Genomic DNA, 568 nt, shown 5'->3' on the forward strand with positions numbered 1-568 from the left:
TGACAGACCCAACATGGGGAACAGCGGGCTAACCCCCGCCCAGAAACTAAAAACAGCTGCCTGAATTCTCATTCAACGCCCGACTAAAAATGGGGGGATTACCCCTGCACTTTTATGTTCAGAGTGATGATCATATTTCTTTACTGCAATTATTCCTGCCTCTTCTGTTCCATATAGCGTATATATTTTTTTACTTAGCTTCTCTTTTGTCTTTCGTTCCAGTTCTACTGGAAGACGTCCGCCCACGACGATGATTTCAAGATTATCTTGTGCAACGGAAAGTGGAGAAATTGAATTTATGACATATTCAAGGTGGAGTGGAGACACAACAATAGCCGTTGGCTCGTGACGTGCGATAATAAGACCAATCTGGACTGGATCAAAAATTTTGATACAACAGCCAGCAGCGAGCGCAGACAATCCTATCTGATAGCCAGCAAGAATATCAATTCCGATACAACAAAGAACATTAAACTGTTCTTTTCGAGATTTTTCAGAAAGTGACAATATATCTGATTTGACAATTTGACTAGGGCCTGTTAGCACTTGAAATACTTCCTATATTATA

At 40.7% G+C, this 568-nt stretch carries 1 protein-coding gene; it reads right to left on the bottom strand.

Features of this window, described 5'->3' with window-relative positions; all coding sequences use genetic code 11:
• Nucleotides 1-72: 72 nt before the first annotated feature.
• Nucleotides 73-546: an AMP-binding protein gene (locus tag AD944_RS16515; RefSeq protein ID WP_145912888.1), complete on the bottom strand. Its 474-nt coding sequence runs from the start codon at nucleotides 544-546 to the stop codon at nucleotides 73-75.
• Between the last annotated feature and the right edge of the window lie 22 nt (nucleotides 547-568).

The organism is Acetobacter tropicalis, assembly GCF_001580915.1.
Lineage (GTDB): Bacteria > Pseudomonadota > Alphaproteobacteria > Acetobacterales > Acetobacteraceae > Acetobacter > Acetobacter tropicalis.